At 68.4% G+C, this 18797-nt stretch carries 15 protein-coding genes; 14 read left to right on the top strand and 1 reads right to left on the bottom strand.

What is annotated here, in order from left to right:
• The first annotated feature begins 124 nt into the window (after positions 1–124).
• The 8 genes from CQ042_RS01140 (at position 125) to CQ042_RS01105 (ending at position 10345) form a co-directional block, all read left to right on the top strand.
• Positions 125–1381 carry an MFS transporter gene (locus CQ042_RS01140; RefSeq protein WP_105668396.1) on the top strand — a complete coding sequence of 419 codons (1257 nt, stop codon included), beginning with the start codon at positions 125–127 and terminating at the stop codon, positions 1379–1381.
• Between the two features lie 66 nt (positions 1382–1447).
• Positions 1448–2854, top strand: coding sequence for a trehalose-6-phosphate synthase (locus tag CQ042_RS01135; protein ID WP_105668395.1), 1407 nt, complete (start codon positions 1448–1450; stop codon positions 2852–2854).
• A 50-nt stretch (positions 2855–2904) separates the two neighbouring features.
• The gene (gene otsB, locus CQ042_RS01130) at positions 2905–3699 is read left to right on the top strand and encodes a trehalose-phosphatase (RefSeq protein ID WP_105668394.1); all 795 of its coding nucleotides are present in this window, start codon (positions 2905–2907) and stop codon (positions 3697–3699) included.
• Between the two features lie 9 nt (positions 3700–3708).
• The gene (gene ilvD, locus CQ042_RS01125) at positions 3709–5427 is read left to right on the top strand and encodes a dihydroxy-acid dehydratase (RefSeq protein WP_105668393.1); all 1719 of its coding nucleotides are present in this window, start codon (positions 3709–3711) and stop codon (positions 5425–5427) included.
• 51 nt (positions 5428–5478) lie between these two features.
• The gene (locus CQ042_RS01120; RefSeq protein WP_105668392.1) at positions 5479–7281 is read left to right on the top strand and encodes an acetolactate synthase large subunit; all 1803 of its coding nucleotides are present in this window, start codon (positions 5479–5481) and stop codon (positions 7279–7281) included.
• A 3-nt stretch (positions 7282–7284) separates the two neighbouring features.
• A complete protein-coding gene (gene ilvN / locus CQ042_RS01115) occupies positions 7285–7794 on the top strand; it encodes an acetolactate synthase small subunit (protein ID WP_017830816.1) in 510 nt (169 codons plus the stop codon).
• A 79-nt stretch (positions 7795–7873) separates the two neighbouring features.
• Entirely contained in the window at positions 7874–8902 is a 1029-nt protein-coding gene (ilvC, locus tag CQ042_RS01110) for a ketol-acid reductoisomerase (protein WP_105668391.1), read from the top strand.
• A 168-nt stretch (positions 8903–9070) separates the two neighbouring features.
• Positions 9071–10345: an alpha-L-fucosidase gene (locus CQ042_RS01105; RefSeq protein ID WP_181157390.1), complete on the top strand. Its 1275-nt coding sequence runs from the start codon at positions 9071–9073 to the stop codon at positions 10343–10345.
• Between the two features lie 18 nt (positions 10346–10363).
• Here CQ042_RS01105 and CQ042_RS01100 read toward each other — a convergent pair whose 3' ends face one another.
• The gene (locus tag CQ042_RS01100) at positions 10364–11515 is read right to left on the bottom strand and encodes an ROK family transcriptional regulator (RefSeq protein ID WP_105668389.1); all 1152 of its coding nucleotides are present in this window, start codon (positions 11513–11515) and stop codon (positions 10364–10366) included.
• A gap of 201 nt (positions 11516–11716) precedes the next feature.
• On the opposite strand from CQ042_RS01100, the gene CQ042_RS01095 reads away from it, so the two are divergent.
• The 6 genes from CQ042_RS01095 to CQ042_RS01070 all read left to right on the top strand — a co-directional run bounded on the left by CQ042_RS01095 (position 11717) and on the right by CQ042_RS01070 (position 18732).
• A complete protein-coding gene (locus CQ042_RS01095) occupies positions 11717–12973 on the top strand; it encodes an ABC transporter substrate-binding protein (RefSeq protein WP_258131909.1) in 1257 nt (418 codons plus the stop codon).
• Between the two features lie 21 nt (positions 12974–12994).
• Positions 12995–13900, top strand: a complete 906-nt coding sequence (locus CQ042_RS01090; protein ID WP_105668388.1) for a carbohydrate ABC transporter permease — start codon at positions 12995–12997, stop codon at positions 13898–13900.
• Entirely contained in the window at positions 13890–14807 is a 918-nt protein-coding gene (locus CQ042_RS01085; RefSeq protein ID WP_105668387.1) for a carbohydrate ABC transporter permease, read from the top strand. Before CQ042_RS01090 ends, CQ042_RS01085 begins: the two co-directional genes overlap by 11 nt.
• Before the next feature lie 29 nt (positions 14808–14836).
• Positions 14837–15784 (top strand): ROK family protein, encoded by a 948-nt coding sequence (locus CQ042_RS01080; RefSeq protein ID WP_258131907.1) that lies wholly within the window; start codon positions 14837–14839, stop codon positions 15782–15784.
• A 66-nt stretch (positions 15785–15850) separates the two neighbouring features.
• Positions 15851–17395 carry a M81 family metallopeptidase gene (locus CQ042_RS01075; protein ID WP_308736975.1) on the top strand — a complete coding sequence of 515 codons (1545 nt, stop codon included), beginning with the start codon at positions 15851–15853 and terminating at the stop codon, positions 17393–17395.
• On the top strand, positions 17392–18732 hold the full coding sequence (locus CQ042_RS01070; protein ID WP_105668384.1) for an alpha-L-fucosidase: 1341 nt from the start codon (positions 17392–17394) through the stop codon (positions 18730–18732). The genes CQ042_RS01075 and CQ042_RS01070 overlap by 4 nt, the downstream gene beginning before the upstream one ends.
• Positions 18733–18797 lie beyond the last annotated feature (65 nt).

Here is an 18797-nt window from a genome sequence, read left to right as displayed (position 1 = left end):
GTCCACCCGCTATCATGGCGGGGTCGCGGCTCGCCCGCGGCCGCACAACCGTGTATCTACCGGCCGTCGGAATTCCGACGGACAGCGGCGGCACCCGACATCGCGTCTTCGACGCGCGAGAGCCATGACACGCGCAACAGCACCGCAACCCGTCGCCGAGCCGAGCCTTCTCCGGCTCGCCGGCCTTCCCTACTTCCTGATCGCCTTCATCGCGCGACTCCCGTTCGCGATGATGGTCGTCGGCGTCCTGACCGTCGTCGTCTCGGCACGCGGCTCCCTTTCCCTCGGCGGGCTGACTTCGGCCGCGGTGGGTCTGGGAACGGCATGCTTCGGACCGCTGCTCGGCGCTGCGGCGGACCGGTTCGGCCAGCGGATCGTGCTGGTCGTGCTCGCCCTCGCGAACGGCACGATGCTCCTGCTCTTCACCTTCGTCGTCTACGGGACGGCAGCCGACGGATTCGTGCTGCTCGCCGCCGTCGGCATCGGAGCCACCGCTCCGCAGGTCGCCCCGCTCTCGCGGTCGCGTCTGGTCACGATCATCGGCGAGCGGATGCCCGAGGAGCGCCGTCCCAAGACGGTCTCGGGCACGATGGCGTACGAGTCCGCTGCAGACGAGACGGTCTTCGTCTTCGGCCCTTTCCTGGTCGGCATCCTGGCGTCAGCGTTCGCCCCGTGGGCGCCCCTGGTCGGTGCGGCCGTGCTCACGGTCGTCTTCGTCGGTGCATTCGCGCTGCACCCCAGCGGCCGACACGTGTCTCAGGATCGCGATGCCGACGGCAGGGCACCGTCCGCGATCTCCGAGCTGTTCCGCCCGCAGCTGCTGATCGTCGTCCTCGGCATCCTCGGCGTGGGCGTCTTCTTCGGCACGATGCTCACCTCGCTCACCTCGTTCATGGCGGACCGCGGTGCCCCCGAGCAGGCCGGGCTCCTCTACGGCGTGATGGGCGTCGGCTCGGCGATCCTCGCGTTGGGTGTCGCGTGGCTTCCTCCGGCTTTCTCGATGCGCGCGCGGTGGCTCGTCTTCTCCGGCATCCTGCTGGCCGGGACGCTCCTGCTCGGCTTCGTCGACTCCCCGGGGACGATGATGGTGGCGCTGGCGATCATGGGCATCGGGATCGGTCCGACGCTGGTCACGCAGTACAGTTTCGGCGCCGCCCGCAGCCCGCGCGGACGATCCGCGACCGTGATGACGATGCTGGGCTCGGGCGTCGTGGTCGGGCAATCCATCGGCGCCGCCGTGGCGGGCGAGATCGCCGAGAACGTCGGGACCTCCGCCGCCCTCCTGCTGCCGATGGTCGCCGCGTTCATCGCCTTCGCGGCCGGGGTGGCGAACTGGGCGCTCAGCGGCACCGGACGGCGTCGATCGTCGGTCACCGTCTGACGTCGCGGGGCGGAATCCCGCCATCCTGGGTAGGTTGGAGTCAACCGCTGGTGTGAGGAGTCCCACTTGACAGCTGCAGATTTCGTCGTCGTCGCCAACCGGCTGCCCGTCGATCGGGTGGAAGGGCCTGACGGCGAGGAGATCTGGCGGACCTCGCCGGGTGGACTGGTCGCGGCCCTCGAGCCGATGATGCGCAACGTCAACGGCGCATGGGTCGGCTGGGCCGGGCAAGCCGACGTCGAACTCGCACCGTTCGAGGCAGGCGGGATCCGGCTGATCCCCGTGGCGCTGAGCGCCGAGGAGGTCGCCGAGTACTACGAGGGCTTCGCGAACGACACGATCTGGCCGCTCTACCACGACGTCATCGCTCCGCCGCAGTACCACCGCGAGTGGTGGGATGCCTACGTCACCGTGAACCGTCGGTTCGCGGAAGCGGCCGCTGCCGCCGCGGCGCCGGAGGGCACGGTCTGGGTGCACGACTACCAGCTGCAGCTCGTGCCGCAGATGGTGCGAGAGCTGCGCCCTGACGTCACGATCGGATACTTCCACCACATCCCGTTCCCCGCTCATGGTCTCTATGCACAGCTGCCCTGGCGCGACCAGGTGCTGCGCGGACTGCTCGGCGCCGACGTCATCGGCTTCCAGCGTGCGCAGGATGCCACGTACTTCCTCACCGCGGTGCGGCGACGTCTGCGCTATGAGGTCAAGGGCCCGCACGTCGCGGTCCCCGAGGGAGAGGGCACCCGCACGGCGCTGGCCCGTGCGTTCCCGATCTCGATCGACACCACGCCGTACCTCGAGCTCGCCGCTCGGGAGGATGTCCGTGCCCGTGCGGCCGAGATCCGCGCGAGCCTCGGCAACCCGAAGCGCATCCTGCTCGGGGTCGACCGGCTCGATTACACCAAGGGCATCCGTCATCGGATCAAGGCCTATGGCGAGCTGCTGGCGGAGGGCCGACTCAAAGTCGAGGACGTGACCCTCGTGCAGGTCGCGAGCCCGAGCCGCGAGCGGGTCGACGCCTACGTGCATCTGCGCGACGAGATCGAACTCGCGGTCAGCCGTATCAACGGCGACACCGACACGATGGGCCACTCCGCGATCCGCTACCTCCACCAGGGATACCCGCGCGAGGAGATGGTCGCGCTGTACCTGGCCGCGGACGTGATGCTCGTGACCGCGCTCCGAGATGGCATGAACCTCGTCGCCAAGGAGTACGTCGCCACTCGAGTCGATGATCGCGGAGTGCTCGTGCTCAGTGAGTTCACCGGTGCCGCCGACGAGCTGCGGCAGGCGGTGCGGGTCAATCCGCACGACATCGAGGGGCTCAAGGACGCGATCATGACGGCCGTCGAGATGCCCCCGGCCGAGCAGGGGCGCCGCATGCGTTCGCTCCGTCGACGCGTGCTGGACAACGACGTCGACGCCTGGTCCTCGTCGTTCCTCGCCGCCCTCTCCGAAGTGCGCGGACGCTGAGTGTCCGTGCGGCCCGGATACTGAGAACGCCCCCTCTGAATGGAGAAACCGTGACGCGCCCCTGGACACCCGGAACCGCTGACGACGACCTGAGCGCGCTGGCGGCCACGCCGCGGCTGGTCGTCGCGCTCGACTTCGACGGCACCGCATCACCGCTCGTCCCCGACCCGATGGCTGCGCGCGCATTGCCCGAGGTGGCCGCCCAGGTCGAGCGGCTCGCGGCACTGCCCGACACCGTCGTCGCCTACGTCTCCGGGCGCAGCATGCACGATCTGAGGGTGATCACCGAACACACCGACGACTCCGCGATCGCGCTGGCCGGCTCCCACGGCGCCCAGTACTGGTTCCCCGGCGACGACGCTGATGCGGCCCACGATGCCGCGGAGGACGGCACCAGGGAAGAGCTCTGGGCGGCCGCCAAGCCGATCATCGAGCGCTACGAGGGCGCCGAGTTCGAGCCCAAGACCTTCGGCATGGGCGTGCACACGCGCCGCGCCGACCGCGAGACCGAGGAGCGTGTCTTCGCCGAGATCGACGCCCTGGTCGCCGAGCGCTTCCCGCACTGGCGGCGGCGCGCGGGACACCGTGTGCTGGAGTTCTCGTCGCGCACCGAGGGCAAGGACGCGGCGATGGCAGCCCTCCGCGAGCGCTTCGATGCCACCGGGATCCTGTTCGCCGGCGACGACGTGACGGATGAGGACGCGATGCGCGTGCTGCAGCCCGGCGACCTCGGCGTGCGGGTGGGCCCGGGGGAGAGCGCCGCGGCCCTGCGTGTGGACACTCCACAACAGATCGCCGCGCTTCTGGAGGCGTTGGCGGACGAACGCACCTCCGCACAGCAATAGACTTCCGTCATGTCCTCGCATGATCCCGCCAGCAGCGCGCCCATCGACATCAAGCCCCGCAGCCGCGTCGTCACCGACGGCATCGAGGCCACGACCTCCCGAGGCATGCTCCGTGCCGTCGGCATGGGCGACGCCGACTGGGACAAGCCGCAGATCGGCATCGCCTCCAGCTGGAACGAGATCACGCCCTGCAACCTGAGCCTCGATCGGCTCGCGCAGGGCGCGAAGGAGGGCGTGCACTCCGGCGGCGGCTACCCGCTGCAGTTCGGCACCATCTCCGTCTCCGACGGCATCTCGATGGGCCACGAGGGAATGCACTTCTCGCTCGTCTCGCGCGAGGTCATCGCCGACTCGGTCGAGACCGTGATGATGGCCGAGCGCCTCGACGGCTCCGTCCTGCTCGCCGGCTGCGACAAGTCGATCCCCGGCATGCTCATGGCCAGCGCCCGACTCGACCTCTCCAGCGTGTTCCTGTACGCCGGCTCGATCGCACCGGGCTGGGTCAAGCTCTCGGACGGCACCGAGAAGGACGTCACGATCATCGACTCGTTCGAGGCGGTCGGCGCCTGCCGCGCCGGGCTCATGAGCGAAGAGGACCTCAAGCGCATCGAGTGCGCCATCGCCCCCGGTGAAGGCGCCTGCGGTGGCATGTACACCGCCAACACGATGGCCTCGGTGGCCGAGGCCCTGGGGCTCAGCCTCCCCGGGTCGGCGGCACCGCCCGCCGCAGACCGTCGCCGTGACTACTTCGCCCACCGCTCGGGCGAAGCCGTGGTGAACCTGCTCCGCCAGGGCATCACGACCCGCGACATCCTCACCAAGGAGGCCTTCGAGAACGCGATCGCCCTGGCGATGGCCCTCGGCGGCTCGACCAACGTGGTGCTGCACCTGCTCGCGATCGCTCGTGAGGCCGACGTCGACCTGAGCCTGCACGACTTCAACCGCATCGGCGACAAGGTCCCGCACGTGGCCGACATGAAGCCCTTCGGCAAGTACGTCATGAACGACGTCGACCGTCACGGCGGAATCCCGGTCATCATGAAGGCGATGCTCGACGAGGGCCTGCTGCACGGCGACGCACTCACCGTCACGGGCAAGACGCTCGCCGAGAACCTCGCAGACCTCGACCCGCAGCCGATCGACGGCGAGGTCATCCACACGTTCGACAACCCGATCCACGCGACCGGCGGCCTCACGATCCTGCACGGCTCGCTGGCTCCGGAAGGCGCCGTGGTGAAGACCGCGGGCTTCGATGCCGCCGTCTTCGAAGGCCCTGCCCGCGTGTTCGAGCGCGAGCGCGCCGCCATGGATGCCGTCGCCGAGGGCGAGATCGAGCCCGGCACCGTCATCGTCATCCGCTACGAAGGTCCCAAGGGCGGACCGGGCATGCGCGAGATGCTCGCCATCACCGCGGCCATCAAGGGCGCGGGGCTCGGAAAAGATGTACTACTCTTGACTGACGGACGATTCTCAGGCGGCACAACCGGCCTGTGCATCGGCCACATAGCACCCGAAGCGGTGGACGCAGGTCCTATCGCCTTCGTGCGCGATGGTGATCTGATACGGGTCGATATCGCAGCTCGCTCTCTCGATCTACTCGTCGATGAGGCAGAGCTCGCCTCCCGCCGCTCTGGCTGGGAGCCGCTTCCCCCGCGCTACACCCGAGGCGTTCTTGCCAAGTACTCGCGCCTCGTGCGGTCCGCCGCCGAGGGAGCGACCACCGGCTGACCCGGACGCTCCGGCATCCGGCGTCCTCCACAGATCATCAGAAGGAATTTCATGACTGCTGACTCCGCCCCGGCCGTGCCGAGGCCGCCCGCCCGTCAATCCTCAGCCCCGGAGATCACCGGCGCCGAGGCCGTCGTCCGCTCACTCGAACTGCTCGGCGTCACCGACGTCTTCGGACTTCCCGGCGGAGCGATCCTCCCCGTGTACGACCCGCTCATGGACGCCTCCGAGCTGCGCCACATCCTGGTGCGGCACGAGCAGGGCGCGGGCCATGCGGCCGAGGGCTACGCATCCGCGTCGGGCAAGGTGGGCGTGTGCATCGCGACCTCCGGCCCCGGTGCGACGAACCTGGTCACGGCGATCGCCGACGCCTACATGGACTCGGTGCCGATGCTGGCCATCACCGGTCAGGTCTTCTCGACGCTGATGGGAACCGACGCGTTCCAGGAAGCCGACATCGTGGGGATCACGATGCCGATCACGAAGCACTCGTTCCTGGTCAAGGACGCGGCGGATATCCCCGGGGCGATCGCCGCGGCCTACGAGATCGCCGGCACCGGCCGTCCCGGCCCCGTGCTGGTCGACATCACGAAGGACGCCCAGCAGGCGACCGCACCGTTCGTGTGGCCGCCCAAGATCGATCTCCCCGGCTACCGTCCGGTGACGAAGGCGCACGGCAAGCAGATCCAGGCTGCGGCGACGATGCTCGCCGAGGCCAAGAAGCCGGTGCTGTACGTCGGCGGCGGCGTGATCCGCGGCAAGGCGGCGGCCGAGCTCCTCGAACTCGCGGAGTCCACGGGGGCGCCGGTCGTGACCACGCTGATGGCTCGCGGCGCGTTCCCCGACTCCCACCCGCAGCACCTCGGCATGCCGGGGATGCACGGCACGGTTCCGGCCGTGCTGGCGCTGCAGGAGGCGGACCTCCTGGTGTCGCTCGGCGCCCGGTTCGATGACCGAGTGACCGGCAAGGCCGCCCTCTTCGCGCCCAACGCCAAAGTCGTCCACGTCGACATCGACCCCGCGGAGATCTCGAAGATCCGCACGGCCGACGTCCCGATCGTGGGCGACGTCAGGGACGTGCTGATCGACCTGGATGCGGCTTTCCGCGGCACGATGGGCAGCGCGAAGCCCGACACCGACGAGTGGTGGTCGTATCTCGACGGACTGCGCACGGAGTTCCCCCTCGGGTTCGCGCCGACGACCGACGGTCTCCTGGCCCCGCAGTACGTGATCCAGCGGATCGGCGAGCTCACCGGCCCCGAGGGCATCTACGCCTCGGGCGTCGGCCAGCACCAGATGTGGGCGGCGCAGTTCATCAAGTACGAGCGTCCCAACGCCTGGCTGAACTCCGGCGGCGCCGGCACGATGGGATACTCGGTGCCCGCGGCGATGGGTGCGAAGGTCGCTCAGCCCGAGCGCCCGGTCTGGGCGATCGACGGCGACGGCTGCTTCCAGATGACGAACCAGGAACTCGCGACCTGCACGATCAACAACATCCCGATCAAGGTCGCGATCATCAACAACTCGTCCCTGGGCATGGTGCGGCAGTGGCAGACGCTGTTCTACGACGGCCGTCACTCGAACACCGACCTCAACACCGGACACGGCACGATCCGCATCCCCGACTTCGTGAAGCTCGCAGAGGCCTACGGCTGCCTTGCGATCCGCGTGGAGAAGGAAGACGAGGTGGATGCCGCCATCCAGCTCGCGCTCGAGACCAACGACCGCCCCGTGGTGATCGACTTCGTCGTGAGCGCCGACTCCATGGTGTGGCCGATGGTCCCACAGGGAGTCAGCAACAGCTATGTCCAGTACGCCCGCGAGCACGCGCCCGCCTTCGACGAGGAGGACTGATCCATGTCGACCCACGTGCTGAGCCTGCTGGTGGAGAACACCCCCGGCCTCCTGACCCGCGTCGCCGGACTCTTCGCGCGCCGCGGCTTCAACATCGACTCCCTCGCCGTCGGCGTGACGGAGGTGCCGGGGATCTCCCGCATCACCGTCGTCGTCGATGTCGACGAGCTCCCGCTCGAGCAGGTCACCAAGCAGCTCAACAAGCTGATCAACGTGATCAAGATCGTCGAGCTCGACTTCGCCACGTCGGTGCAGCGCGAGCACATGCTCGTCAAGGTGCGCACCGACAACGCCACGCGTTCGAACGTGATCGAGGTCGTGAACCTCTTCCGCGCATCCGTGGTCGACTACGCCTCCGACGCACTCGTGATCGAGGTGACCGGCGACAAGGGCAAGGTCGATGCGATGCTGCGGGCGCTCGAGCCCTTCGGCATCAAGGAGATCGCGCAGTCCGGCCTTCTCGCGATCGGACGCGGCGGCAAGAGCATCACCGAGCGCGTCCTGCGCGGCTGACCGACCTGACCACCGAGTTTTCGCCGCTCCCCGAGCGCGCGAATCGAGACGAAACGCAAAGAACAAGGAGAAACACATAGTGAGCACCGAGATCTTCTACGACGCCGACGCCGACCTGTCCCTGATCCAGGGCAAGAAGGTCGCGATCGTCGGTTACGGCTCGCAGGGCCACGCCCACGCGCAGAACCTGCGCGACTCGGGCGTCGAGGTCGCGATCGCCCTCAAGGAGGGCTCCAAGTCGGCTGCCAAGGCCGAGGAAGCCGGCTTCCCGGTCAAGACCGTCGCCGAGGCCACCGAGTGGGCCGACGTCATCATGATCCTCGCCCCGGACCAGCACCAGCGCACCATCTACAGCGAGTCCATCGCGCCGAACCTCACCGCCGGCAAGACGCTCGCCTTCGCGCACGGCTTCAACATCCGCTTCGGCTACATCGACGCTCCCGAGGGCGTCGACGTGATCCTCGTCGCTCCGAAGGCGCCGGGGCACACGGTCCGCCGCGAGTTCGTCGCCGGCCGCGGCATCCCCGACATCATCGCCGTCGAGCGCGACGCCTCGGGCAAGGCCTGGGACCTGGCGCTCTCGTACGCGAAGGCCATCGGCGGCACCCGTGCCGGCGTCATCAAGACGACCTTCACGGAAGAGACCGAGACCGACCTGTTCGGCGAGCAGGCAGTGCTCTGCGGTGGCGTGAGCCACCTGGTGCAGGCCGGCTTCGAGACGCTCACAGAGGCGGGCTACCAGCCGCAGATCGCGTACTTCGAGGTGCTCCACGAGCTCAAGCTCATCGTCGACCTGATGTGGGAGGGCGGCATCGCCAAGCAGCGCTGGTCGATCTCCGACACCGCCGAGTTCGGCGACTACGTCTCGGGCCCGCGCGTCATCGACGAGCGCGTCAAGGAGAGCATGCAGGGCGTGCTCGCCGACATCCAGTCCGGCGCCTTCGCCAAGCGCTTCATCGACGACCAGGACAACGGTGCCGAGGAATTCCTCGCCCTCCGTGCCAAGGAGGAGCAGCACCCGATCGAGGTCACCGGCAAGGAGCTGCGCTCGCTCTTCGCGTGGAAGCAGCAGGACGAGGACTACATCGACGGCAGTGCTGCGCGCTGACGTCGATGCAGTCCGGTAAGGACTGTGCTTGTCTGACCGCTTCGCGGTGAGGATCGACGGCAGCGCTGCGCGCTGATTCGATCTTCGAAAGAACGGGCGTCCCTTCGGGGGCGCCCGTTCTCGTCTGTGCCCCAATTCGCCGGGTAGACATCCGATGTCTGTGCCAGGATGGGAGGCATGCGACAGGAATGGTTTGATCAGGCCCGGTTCGGCATGTTCGTCCACTTCGGCCTCTACAGCGGGGCCGCGCGGCACGAATGGGTCCAGAGCTACGAGCGCCTCACCGACGAGGACTACCGGCAGTATTTCGAGCACTTCGACCCCGACCTCTTCGATGCCGCAACGCTCGCCCGCACGGCGAAGGAGACGGGCATGGGCTACGTGGTGCTCACCACGAAGCATCACGACGGCTTCTGCCTGTGGGACTCGAAGCTCACCGACTTCACCTCCGTGACGAACACCGGACGCGACCTCGTCCGTGAATACGTGGGTGCGCTGCGAGCCGAGGGGATCAAAGTCGGCCTCTATCACTCGGTCATCGACTGGCATCACCCCGACTTCACGATCGACTGGAACCACCCGCGCCGCGACGACGAGGGTGCGCCGGAGCTGAACGTGGGGCGCGACATGGCCGCCTATCGCGCCTACCTTCACGGCCAGGTGCGCGAACTCCTCACCGAGTACGGCGCGATCGACTACCTGTTCTTCGACTTCACCTATCCCGAGGAGAAGCAGGGGTGGGCGGGCAAGGGGCCCGACGACTGGGATGCGACCGGGCTGCTCGCGCTGTGCCGCGAACTGCAGCCGGACATGCTCGTGAACGACCGGCTCGGTATTCCGGCCGACTTCGTCACGCCGGAGCAGTACCAGCCGACGGCACCCATCGTGCGCGATGGCGTGCCACTGACATGGGAGGCGTGCCAGACGCTCAACGGCTCGTGGGGTTACCACCGCGACAACACCGATCAGAAGTCGGCGACGCTGCTCGTGCAGATGCTCGTCGACTCGGTGTCGATGGGGGGCAACATGCTCCTGAACATCGGGCCGGACGGACGCGGGGCGATCGCGCCTCGCGATGAGCGCACACTGGCGGAGATCGGCGAGTGGATGCGCCTGCACCGCGGCGCCGTCGTCGGCGCGGGGCACACGCCGCTCACCCCGCCCCGCGAGGGCGTGTACACGCGGCGAGGGGACCGTCTCTACCTGAGTCTGTTCAGCTGGCCGATGGGGTTCGTGCACCTTCCGGAACTCGCCGGAAGGGTGTCGTACGCCCGTCTGCTCAACGACGGTTCCTGGCTCGGGACGAGTGTGTCCGACCCGGAGCGCGAGGCCGACCTGATGACCCCGGCGGGCGAGGCAGAGGGAACGCTGACCGTACATCTGCCGGTGCGTCGCCCCGACGTGCTCGTGCCGGTCATCGAGCTGACCCTCACCGGCGAATGAACAGGCCGTGGCGGCGGCTCAGGCCGTCGCCACGGGGACATCCATGCCCTCGAGCGCCAGCCGAGCGGCGCCGTGCAGAATCGCGTCGGCACCGGTGGCCGCGCCTTCGATCCGGAGGCGCTGGGTCGCGAGCGGGTGACAAGCCTCGTACACGCGGCTGCGGACCGCGGCGATGAACGGCTCGGACGCGCTCATGCTGCCCGTCAGGAAGACGGCGTGCGGGTTGAAGAAGTTCACGACACCGGAGAGGGCCTGTCCGAGGTGGGTTCCGGCTGTGCGCACCAGCATCGTGGCGACAGGATCGGCGTCACGGGCCAGGCCGAGCACATCGGTCGTCGTGCGGACGGTGTCGTTGCCGCGTGCCTGCATCTGCCGGACGAGGCTCGCCCCGCTCGCCACGGTCTCGAGGCAGCCGGTGTTGCCGCACGAGCACGGGATGTCGCCGCTTCCGTCGATGCGGGTGTGGGTGATGTCGCCTGCGGCGGCGGTCGCCCCACGATGCACCCGTCCGTCGACGATGATTCCGCTGCCGATCGCCGTTCCCGCCTTCACCGTGATGCTGTGCCCGGTGTGCCCGAAGCGCTCGCGGTGCTCGCCGAGGGCCGCGAGGTTCGCGTCGTTGTCGACCGCCACGGGGGCGTCGTAGCGTGCAGCGAGATGCTCGCCGACCCGGAATCCCGGCCATCCCGGCATCCGGGAGGGTTGGTCGACGGAGCCGGTCGCGATGTCGACGGGGCCCGGCAGGCTGATCCCGATCGCATGCACGCGCCCATCGGTGGCGAGGCGGTCGAACACAGCGGCGATGCGGTCGAGCGTGGCTACGGGGCCCTCGGTCACGTCGATGGCGATCGACTCGCTGTCCAGGAGTGCGCCGCTGAGCGAGTGCCTGCCGATCCGGGCATGACCTCCGCCTAGGTCGGCGGAGAGCACGAAGCCGTCGGCGGCGATCTGGAGGACCCGGGGTCGCCGTCCGCCGCGGGAGGTGCCGTCGCCCGCCTCGCGGAGAACGCCGGCATCGAGCAGGGACTGCACGCGGATCCCGACCGTCGACGCGGCCACGCCGAGCAGAGCGGCCAGTTCCGAGCGGGAGCGCGCTTCGCCGCGAGCGATGAGGTCGAGGATCCTCCGTGTCTGCGGGTCGTCGACGGTGGTGTCAGCGGTGTTCGGCATGGGGCACTTTCCTGGTCGGAGCATCGTCAGCGTAGCGGGGGCGCGTCGTGTTTCCCCGGAGTTACGAATTATCAAGGTCCGATAAACATCGGATGTTCAGCTTGCGACCTCTTGCGAAGTATGAAACGGTAACTTCATACGAAATCCTACTAGGTTGCTTCGACCCGCGAAACAACCTGCCGATCCGCTAGGAGTCATTCAATGAAGAAGATGCGTGTGGGAGCTGTGATCGCCGTCGCAGGCGTTGCGGTCGCCATGACAGGATGTGCCGGTTCGAGCGGCTCCGGAGCCTCCGGCGACGACACGATCGTCGTCGACATGTGGGCGGGCTCCGCCGACGACACCAAGGCGCTTGACGCCCAGATCAAGATCGCCCAGGAACAGAACCCCGACCTGAAGATCGAGCTGCGCACGGCGCCCTGGGGTGACTTCTTCACGAAGCTCACCACGAACATGGCCTCGGGCAACATGGCCTGCGTGACCGGCATGAACAGCGGAATGCTGTCCAGCTACACGGACGGCTTCGCCGAGCTGACGGACGCCGACCTCAAGACCGCGGGCCTCGCGGACAGTGACTTCGCTCCCGGTGCGACCGAGATCCTGAAGAACAAGGGCACGCTCTACGGCCTGCCCTTCGACGTCGCCACGATGCTCGTCTACTACAACGCCGACCAGCTCGCCGCCGCCGGTGCGGCGACCCCCGCCACCGACTGGAGCTTCGACGACTTCGAGGCCACCGCCAAGGCGGCGACGCGCGACGGCAAGTCGGGCTTCGCGGTGGGCATGGGCGACTTCCAGTGGCAGGCGCTGCCGATCGCGAAGGCGGGCCTGCAGCCGGTCACCGAGGACGGCACGCTGCAGCTGACGGACGACAAGTTCGTCGATGCGGCCACCTGGTACGCGGGCCTCGTCACCGACGAGAAGGTCGCTCTGCCCGTCGCCTCCGCGTCGGACACCGGCTGGGGCGAGAACCAGTATTCCAGCGGAAACGCGGCGATGGCCGTCGACGGCACCTGGAACGCGGTGAGCTACCTGAACAACGAGACAGGGTTCGCCGCAGGCATGGCGCCGCTGCCCGCCGAGAACGGCGAGTCGCTCAGCCTCATCCTCGGCTCCGGCTTCGGCATCTCCGAGACGTGCGAGAACAAGGAGGACGCGCTCAAGGTGCTCGGCTCCCTGCTCAGCGCCGACGCGCAGGACTACATCGCGTCCTCCGGCCGCAGCTACCCGGCTCGCGCCGAGAGCCAGCCGCTCTACTTCGAGTCGATCGACGAGAAGTACCGCGACCAGGTCGAGGAGGTCTTCACGGCCGCCTTCGAGAACGTCCAGGGCCAGTACGTCAGCGACAACTGGGCGAAGGTCGGCACGTACATCCAGCCGCAGCTGGTGAGCGTCTACAACGGCCAGGAGACGATGGAGAACGTCCTCGACTCCGCCCAGCAGCAGTTCGGCAAGTAAAGCAATCCAGGAAGACGAGTGATGACCACCAACGTGCGACGTCGGAGGTCTCTCGCCAAGGCAGAGGGCCGTCAGGCGCTGGGGTTCGCAACCCCGGCCCTGGCGGGCCTCGCCGTGTTCACCGTCGTGCCCGTCGTGCTCTCCATCGTGATGAGCTTCTTCGACTGGCCGACGTTCGGCGAGAAGACCTTCATCGGAATCGACAACTACATCCGCCTGTTCACCTCCAGCCCCGATTTCTGGCCGGCGCTGCGGAACACCGCGGTGTTCACGATCCTCTACGTCCCGCTGAACGTGGGCCTCTCACTCGTCCTCGCGATGGCGCTCGCTCCGCGGATCCGCGGGCGCGGCGCACTGCGCGTCCTGTTCTTCATCCCGGTCGTGACACCGATGGTGGCGAACGTGCTGGTGTGGAAGATGCTGCTCCAGCCGCAGGGGCTGTTCAACGGCGCCGCCGAGAGCTGGTTCGGCGTCACGCTGCCGAACTTCCTCGCAGACCCGCAGTGGGCGATGATCATGGTCGTCGTCATGAGCGTGTGGCAGGGCGTCGGCTACAACATGCTCATCTTCTCGGCGGCGCTCGAGCAGCTTCCCGAGTCGGTCATGGAGGCGGCGCGCATCGACGGCGCGAGCGGACTGCGCATGCAGCTCGGCATCGTCATCCCGATGATCTCGCCGGCGATCTTCTTCGCGACGATCATGACGATGATCACCGCGCTCCAGGTCTTCGTGCAGCCGCAGCTGCTCACCGGCGGAGGTCCGGGAAACGCCACGCAGCCTCTGGTGCAGTTCATCTACAACCAGGGTTTCAAGTTCCAGGAGTTGGGTCTCGCGGCCGCCGGTGCGTGGATCCTCTTCGCCCTCATCATCGTGATCACGGCGCTGCAGTTCGGCGCGCAGAAGAAGTGGGTGCACTATGAGCACTGATCTGTCGACGGCATCCGTCGTCCTCGACGACGAGCACGTCGAGGTCGAGCGCACCGGACGCACGCGTGCACCGCTGAGCGGGCCGGAGCGCGTGCGCCTGGTCATCGCCCACGTGCTCGTGTATCTCGCGGCCGCGATCTTCGTGTCGCCCATCGTGTACGCGTTCTTCTCGGCGCTCAAGCCGAACTCCGAGATGTTCACCATGCCGCCCACGCTGATCGCCTCCGAGGTGCGCTGGACGAACTTCCTCGATGTGTTCGCCTACGGGCCGTTCCTCACGTACATCGGGAACTCGTTCTTCGTCGCGATCGCCGGCACGCTCGTGGTCCTCTTCGTCTCGACCACCGCCGGATACGCCTTCGGCCGCCTGCGCTGGAAGGGGAGGGACGCGGTCTTCGTGCTCTTCCTGGCGACCCTCATGGTCCCTGCCGAAGTGCTCGTCATCCCGATGTTCCAGGTCATGCAGTGGTTCGACTGGGTCGACACCTACCAGGCGCTGATCTTCCCGTTCGCGTTCACCGCGTTCGGCACGTTCCTGATGCGCCAGTTCTTCCGTGGCATCCCGTACGAGCTCGAGGAGGCCGCGCGCGTCGACGGGGCAGGACCCGTCCGCACCTTCGTGCAGATCATCCTGCCGCTGGCGAAGTCCGCGGTCGCCGTGCTCTCGGTGTTCACCTTCCTGTCCTTCTGGAACAGTTACCTCTGGCCACTCATCGTGACCGTCGACTACAACGCCCATGGCACGCTCCCGATCGGTCTGGCGAGCTTCTCGGGTCTCACCGGCACGCGGTGGGATCTGCAGATGGCCGCGGCGATCATCTCGATGATCCCCACCACCCTGCTCGTGATCGTGCTGCAGAAGCACCTCGTCAAGGGCATCGCGATGGCAGGACTGGGCGGACGCTGAGCATGATCGGTCAGGAACACGGGACCACCATGCCCATCGACAGTCACACGACCCGCGAGAACGGACTGGTCGGTATCGACATCGGCGGCACCAAGATCGCCGCTCTCCTCGTGAACGCCGAGGGGACGGTGCTCGCCAGAGGCAGCGTCCCGGCGCCGGCCGCGCTCGGCGGCGGCGCGATGGCGGACGCCGCCGCCGAGCTCGCGAGGGCTCTCGCCGCGGAGGTCGACGTGTCGCTCGCCGCCGCCGGAGTCGGCGCCGCCGGAGTCATCGACCACGAGACAGGCACCATCCGCGCGGCATCCGCGACCTTCGTGGGGTGGGCGGGCTTCCCGCTCGCGGACGAGCTGGAGACCCGTCTCGGGATTCCGGTGCGCGTCGAGAACGACGTGAACGCCTTCCTTCTCGGCGAGGTCGCTGCCGCAGGGCGGGGCGAGCAGGACGTGCTCGGAGTGATGCTCGGCACCGGAGTCGGTGGGGCCCTCCTCATCGACGGCGACCTCCATCACGGCCCGCACGGTGCGGCGGGCGAGATCGGACACACGCCGGGGTACAGCGAGCTGGTATGCACCTGCGGCCAGATCGGGCACCTCGAGACGCTGGCCTCCGGCACGTCGATCGCGCTGCGCTATCAGGAGCGCACGGACGGCACGGTGACCGACGCCCGCGAGGTCGCCGATCGGGCCCGCAACGGGGACGCCGATGCGATCGCGGTCTTCGACGCCGCCGGCCGCGCGCTCGCCCTCGCCTGCGCCAGCGCCGCCACGATCCTCGATCTGCCCTGCGCGATCGTCGGGGGAGGGGTCACCGCCGCCTGGGACCTTCTCGAGCCCGCGATCGCTCGCACGCTGGGCACGGACTCGCCCGTGTCCGGCATCCCGCTGCGCATCATCCCCGCCGTCCTCGGTTCCGACGCGGTCGCCCTCGGCGCCATCGAGACCGCCCGCCGCGCCCTCGCGCCGGCGGGGGCACACTGAGTCCGACCCTCGCACCGAAAAGGAGCACCTCACGTGACCGCACGTCCCGAAGCCCACGAGATCTGGATGGGTCCGCTTCCGACCGTCGCCGAAGGCGGACTGCCGAAGCCCCGGATCAGCATCGCCGGGATCTCCATCGAGTCGAGTACGTTCTCGCCGCACATCTCCGGTGACGAGGCCTTCACCGTCCGTACCGGCGAGACGCTGCGGGCGTACTACCCGTTCCTCGACGAAGGGCGTGAGCTCGCCGCCGCCGCCGAGTGGGTCCCGCTCACCCACGGCCGGTCCCTGCCGGGTGGTGCCGTGGCTCCGGAGACCTATCGGCGGATGAAGGAGGCGATCATCGCCGGGATCCGCGAGCAGGGACCCTTCGACGGGTTCTTCTTCGACATCCACGGTGCGATGAGCGTCGTCGGAATGGATGACGCCGAGGGCGATCTCGCACTCGCCGTGCGCTCGGCGCTCGGACCCGACACGCTCGTGTCGACCTCGATGGACCTGCACGGCAACGTCTCGGAGGTGCTGCGTGACGCGGTCGATCTGCTGACGTGCTACCGGATGGCTCCCCACGAGGACTGGATGAACACCAAGGAGCGGGCGGTGTGGAACCTGCTCGCGCGACTGCGGGGACCGTATGGAGCCGACCCGCTGCGCCGCCGACCCTACACGGCGTGGGTGCCGGTTCCCGTGCTGCTGCCCGGTGAGAAGACCAGCACCCGGCTGGAGCCCGCGCGCGGGATCTACGCGCAACTGCCCGAGATCGAGGCGATGCCCGGTGTCGTCGACGCCTCGGTCTGGATCGGCTACGCATGGGCGGATGAGCCGCGCTGCCAGGCGTACGTCGTGGTCACCGGCGACGACGAGGAGCTGATCGCCCGCGAGGCCGAACGGGTCGCGCGGATGTTCTGGGACGCCCGCGAGGACTTCGTCTTCGTGGCCGAGACGGGTTCGCTCGACGATGCACTCGAGAAAGCCCTCGCTCCGGGCGCCCCGCATCCGTACCTGATCTCCGATTCCGGCGACAACCCGACCGCGGGCGGCGCCGGTGACGTCACCTGGACGCTCGCGCACCTGCTCGAGCGGCCCGAGCTCACCGACGGCAGCCGCACCACGCTGGTCGCCTCGATCTTCGACCGTGGGGCCGTCGCGCAGGCGGTCGCCGCGGGGGTCGGCGCCCCCATCACGCTCGAGGCGGGTGCCAGGATCGATGCGGGTCCGCACGGCCCCGTGACGTTCACCGGAACCGTGTTCTCCGTCACGGAAGGTGACCCGGATGCAGGGACGCAGGCCGTGATCGTGGTGGGAGGTCTGCACGCGATCATCACCGAGCGTCGCAAGCCCTTCCACCATCTCTCGGACTTCCGGATGCTGGGGCTGGAGCCCACGACGGCAGACATCGTCGTGGTGAAGATCGGCTACCTCGAGCCCGAGCTGTACGACCTCGCCGAGGGCTGGACCCTCGCGCTGACTCCGGGCGGGGTCGACCAGGACCTCCTGCGTCTCGGCCACCACCGGTTGCGGACCGGCGTCTATCCGTTCGACCCGCACGGGAACCCCGACCTGACCGCGGTCGTCGTCCGCCGCGAAACCTCTGAGGAGCAGAACGCATGATGAACTTCGAGAAGCGCACCGGCCCGGACCTCGGAGCGAGCGCTCCGGCGTATCCGACCCAGGGCGTGCCCGACTGGTACCGCGATGCGAAGCTCGGCTTCTTCGTGCACTGGGGGCTGTACTCGGTGCCCGCGTGGGCCGTGCAGCACGGGGAGGGCGTGAACATCCCGACGGAGGACGCCTACGCGTGGCATCAGTACGCGGAGTGGTACGGCAATACGGTGCGGATCGCCGGCAGCCCGACGTGGGAGCGGCATCAGCAGCTGTTCGGCCCCGGAACCTCCTACGAGGACCTGGCCGACCGGTGGGACGCCTCTGCCTTCGACGCGGATGCTTTCGTCGGGGAGCTCGTCGGCGCGGGGGCGAAGTACATCGTCCCGACCACCAAGCACCACGAGGGCTTCTGCCTGTGGGACACCGCGACGACCGGATTCAACGCGGTCGCACGGGGCCCGCGCCGTGACCTGATCTCGGAGTTCCACGATGCGACCCGTCGGGCGGGTGCGAAGTTCGGCGTCTACTACTCCGGCGCGCTCGACTGGCACGTGAGCGACTTCCCGGCGATCGAGTCCGACACCGACCTCTTCCGGTTCCGTCGCAACGACGAGCACTTCGCGCGCTACTCGGCTGCACAGCTCGACGAGTTGGTCTCGCGCTTCTCTCCCGACGTGCTGTGGAACGACATCGACTGGCCCGACGGCGGCAAGGGGAGTGACGAGTACGCCGTCGCGGCGATGCTGGAACGCTACTTCGACGCCGTGCCAGACGGCGTGGTCAACGACCGCTGGGGTGTGCCGTACCACGGCTTCCTGACGCGCGAGTACACGGACATCCCGGAGATCATCCCGGAGCCGTGGGAGTCGACGCGCGGCCTCGGCTACTCGTTCGGCTTCAACCAGGCCGAGGACGAGCGTCACTCGCTGTCGGGCGCGGCTCTGATCCGCCTGCTCGTCGACGTCGTCGCGAAGAACGGCAACCTGTTGATCAACGTGGGTCCCGCGGCCGACGGCTCGATCCCGGAGCTGCAGCGCCGGGCGATGCGCGAGCTGGGCGCCTGGCTCGAGACCAACGGCCACGCGATCTACGGCACGCGTCCGTGGATCCGGATGGGGGAGCGCACCGGCGCGCCGCGTCGATACACGACCACGGGGTCGACGGTGCACGTGCACGCCCTCGACCCGCGCCTCGGCGAGCTGGAGCTGCCGCATGAGCTCGCGGCATCGGAGCTGCGCTGGTCGGACGGCAGCGCGGCGGAGCGGTCCGCCGGCGACAGCACGGTCGTGGTGATTCCCGCCGGTCTGCGTGACGAGGCGGTCGTGGTCCTGTCCGCAGGCTGAGACGGATCGGACCACGACGAGGGCCTTCCCGGATTTCGATCCGAGAAGGCCCTCGCTGCATCTTC

Origin of the sequence: Microbacterium sp. MYb62 (assembly GCF_002979475.1) — a bacterium.
Taxonomy (GTDB): Bacteria; Actinomycetota; Actinomycetes; order Actinomycetales; family Microbacteriaceae; genus Microbacterium.
Note: the sequence above shows the minus strand (reverse complement) of the source record. Positions and strands in the feature narration are given on the sequence as shown.

Excerpts from the sequence above, each read along its gene's own strand:
- CQ042_RS01140 (WP_105668396.1), top strand. The coding sequence starts at position 125 with ATGACACGCGCAACAGCACCGCAACCCGTCGCCGAGCCGAGCCTTCTC.
- CQ042_RS01105 (WP_181157390.1), top strand. The coding sequence starts at position 9,071 with ATGGGAGGCATGCGACAGGAATGGTTTGATCAGGCCCGGTTCGGCATG.
- CQ042_RS01085 (WP_105668387.1), top strand. The coding sequence starts at position 13,890 with ATGAGCACTGATCTGTCGACGGCATCCGTCGTCCTCGACGACGAGCAC.
- CQ042_RS01075 (WP_308736975.1), top strand. The coding sequence starts at position 15,851 with ATGGGTCCGCTTCCGACCGTCGCCGAAGGCGGACTGCCGAAGCCCCGG.
- CQ042_RS01080 (WP_258131907.1), top strand. The coding sequence starts at position 14,837 with ATGCCCATCGACAGTCACACGACCCGCGAGAACGGACTGGTCGGTATC.
- ilvD (WP_105668393.1), top strand. The coding sequence starts at position 3,709 with ATGTCCTCGCATGATCCCGCCAGCAGCGCGCCCATCGACATCAAGCCC.
- CQ042_RS01070 (WP_105668384.1), top strand. The coding sequence starts at position 17,392 with ATGATGAACTTCGAGAAGCGCACCGGCCCGGACCTCGGAGCGAGCGCT.
- CQ042_RS01090 (WP_105668388.1), top strand. The coding sequence starts at position 12,995 with ATGACCACCAACGTGCGACGTCGGAGGTCTCTCGCCAAGGCAGAGGGC.
- CQ042_RS01120 (WP_105668392.1), top strand. The coding sequence starts at position 5,479 with ATGACTGCTGACTCCGCCCCGGCCGTGCCGAGGCCGCCCGCCCGTCAA.
- ilvN (WP_017830816.1), top strand. The coding sequence starts at position 7,285 with ATGTCGACCCACGTGCTGAGCCTGCTGGTGGAGAACACCCCCGGCCTC.
- CQ042_RS01095 (WP_258131909.1), top strand. The coding sequence starts at position 11,717 with ATGAAGAAGATGCGTGTGGGAGCTGTGATCGCCGTCGCAGGCGTTGCG.
- CQ042_RS01100 (WP_105668389.1), bottom strand. The coding sequence starts at position 11,515 with ATGCCGAACACCGCTGACACCACCGTCGACGACCCGCAGACACGGAGG.